Source organism: Shigella sp. FJ200513, from assembly GCF_040495915.1.
Lineage (GTDB): Bacteria > Pseudomonadota > Gammaproteobacteria > Enterobacterales > Enterobacteriaceae > ECMA0423.
Genome location: NZ_JBDYCV010000200.1, coordinates 1 through 2728, shown reverse-complemented (window position 1 = coordinate 2728; position 2728 = coordinate 1). Strand labels below are relative to the sequence as shown.

2 protein-coding genes, 1 rRNA gene and 1 pseudogene are annotated in these 2728 nt (G+C 50.0%); 1 reads left to right on the top strand and 3 read right to left on the bottom strand.

Annotated features, from left to right (window positions below; translation table 11 throughout):
* Positions 1-79: ribosomal RNA gene (rrf, locus tag ABZJ92_RS22565) — 5S ribosomal RNA — on the top strand; the annotation flags it as partial.
* Positions 80-141: 62 nt separating this feature from the next.
* Here rrf and ABZJ92_RS21280 read toward each other — a convergent pair.
* From ABZJ92_RS21280 to ABZJ92_RS21270, 3 genes and pseudogenes are all read right to left on the bottom strand, one after another.
* Positions 142-900 (bottom strand): amino acid ABC transporter ATP-binding protein, encoded by a 759-nt coding sequence (locus ABZJ92_RS21280; RefSeq protein ID WP_000078314.1) that lies wholly within the window; start codon positions 898-900, stop codon positions 142-144.
* Between the two features lie 7 nt (positions 901-907).
* On the bottom strand, positions 908-2011 hold the full coding sequence (locus ABZJ92_RS21275) for an amino acid ABC transporter permease (protein WP_001351330.1): 1104 nt from the start codon (positions 2009-2011) through the stop codon (positions 908-910).
* A gap of 9 nt (positions 2012-2020) precedes the next feature.
* Positions 2021-2653: pseudogene (locus tag ABZJ92_RS21270) on the bottom strand (ABC transporter permease subunit); the annotation flags it as partial.
* Positions 2654-2728 lie beyond the last annotated feature (75 nt).

The window sequence follows — 2728 nt, the reverse complement described above, 5'->3', positions numbered from 1 at the left end:
TGCCGAACTCAGAAGTGAAACGCCGTAGCGCCGATGGTAGTGTGGGGTCTCCCCATGCGAGAGTAGGGAACTGCCAGACATCAAATCAAGCGAAAGGCCATCCGAAAGGATGGCCTTTTTGCTTTTCGAACTAACATTCAATTAATGGATTACCTGCGATAAAAATGCCCTCGTACGCTCTGATTTAGGATGCGCAAAAAATTCATCAGGTGTAGCTTGTTCCACTATCTCCCCACGATCCATAAAAATTACCCGGTCAGCGACGGTACGTGCAAACCCCATCTCATGTGTTACACACAACATTGTCATACCCGACTGCGCCAGCCCAATCATCGTATCCAGCACCTCTTTCACCATCTCCGGATCGAGCGCCGACGTTGGTTCATCAAACAACATAATTTTCGGCTTCATACACAGCGAACGCGCAATGGCAACGCGTTGCTGCTGACCACCTGAAATCTGTCCGGGAAACTTATGCGCATGTTCGGCAATTCTCACCCGCTCAAGGTAATGCATCGCCAGAGCTTCAGCCTCTTTCTTAGGCATCTTGCGTACCCAAATCGGTGCCAGGGTACAGTTCTGTAAAACGGTCAGATGAGGGAAGAGATTGAAATGCTGAAATACCATTCCCACTTCCTGCCTGACGCGCTCAATATTGCGGATATCTTCATTAAGTTCGATGCCATCTACGACAATCCGTCCCTGTTGATGTTCTTCCAGATGATTAATACAACGAATGGTTGTCGATTTACCGGAACCAGAAGGGCCACACAGAACGATCCGTTCTCCCGGTTGCACGGTTAAATTTATATTTTTCAAAACATGGAATTGTCCATACCATTTATGGACGTTTTCCAGCGTAATCATCGCGTTAGCAGGTTGCAGTAAAATTTGGCTCATAGTGTCCTCAATGCGGTGTACGCCCGGTGTTAAAACGTTTTTCCAGATGTTGGCTATAACGTGACATGCTGAAACAAAAGATCCAGTAGATCAGCGCGGCGAAAACATACCCTTCCGTCGACATACCCAACCAGGCGGGATCAACGGTTGCCTGCTGAACGCTACTGAAAAGATCGAACAAGCCGATGATGATCACTAGGCTGGTATCTTTGAAGAGTGCGATGATGGTATTTACCAGCCCAGGAATTACCAGCTTCAACGCCTGTGGCAGAATAACCAGCCCCTGAGTTTTCCAGTAACCCAACGCCAGCGACTCTGCCGCTTCATATTGCCCTTTAGGCAGCGCCTGTAATCCACCTCGCACGACTTCCGCAACATATGCTGACTGAAACAGGATCACGCCAACCAGCGCGCGGATCAGTTTGTCGATACTGGTGCCTTCTGCCATAAACAACGGCAGCATGACCGAAGACATAAACAATACGGTAATCAGCGGTACGCCGCGCCAGAACTCGATAAAAATGACCGATAAGATACGCACAATCGGCATATGGGAGCGGCGACCTAATGCCAGTAAGATCCCCCACGGTAGCGCCCCCGCAATCCCAACGGATGCAATAATTAAAGTTAGCGTCAGCCCGCCCCATTGCCGGGTTTCAACCCGCTCAAGACCAAAAAAACCGCCATACATCAGCCACCAGACAATCAGTGGGTAAATCACCGCCCAGGCCGCAATATAGCGACCGCGATGCGGGAGTATTTTCCAGAACATTGGTGCGATCGATACAAGCCCAATCAGTAATGCGAGGTTAATTCGCCAGCGTTGGTCGTGTGGGTAAAGTCCATACATAAACTGACCAAATCGTTCGTGAATGAAGACCCAACAGGCACCGGCTTTTGTGCAGTCAGCACGCGTTGAGCCAACCCAATTAGCCTGCAAAAATGCCCAGTTCAGCAACGGTGGGATCAGTTCCCACATCAACCATATGCAGCCAATAGTCAGCAGGCTATTGCTCCAGCTGGAGAACAGATTTTTTCGCACCCACACCATCGCGCGGCTTGAGTTATGGCTCGCCGGGCGCGAGGGCTGAGACAGCAATACTTTTGTCATCATGACTCCTTAGCGTTCAACGATCGCGATGCGGCGGTTATAGATATTCATCAGCAGCGAGATAGTCAGGCTGATAATCAGATAGACCGACATGGTCATGGCTATCGTCTCGATGGCTTGCCCCGTCTGGTTCAGCACGGTGCCAGCAAACAGCGAAACCATATCGGGATAGCCAATAACGGCGGCAAGAGAGGAGTTTTTGACGATGTTGAGATACTGGCTGGTTAACGGCGGAATAATTACTCGCAGTGCCTGGGGAATAATGACCTGGCGTAGCGTAACCGGGTTGGGTAACCCCAGTGACCGAGCCGCTTCATGTTGACCATAAGGCACTGCCTGGATCCCAGCGCGGATAATCTCGGCGATAAATGCAGAGGTATAAACCGAAAGTGCCAGCGTTAAGGCTGCCAGTTCAGGAATTAAAACCATTCCGCCGCGGAAGTTAAAGCCTTGTAGGGCTGGGACATCCCAGTGTAGTGCTGCGCCAAAAAGCCATTGCGCCAGTAAAGGCAAACCAATGATCAACACTGCGGCGATCGGCCAGGAGCGGCGCAGTTGTCCGGTCTTTATCTGGTATGTTTTATTAAAGCGGAATAGCCCAACAGAAAGGACTATAGCCATAACAACAGCCAGGATAAACGCGGTAATGCTGCCAACTTACTGATTTAGTGTATGATGGTGATTTTAAGGTGCTTGCGTGGCTTCCATTTCCATCAG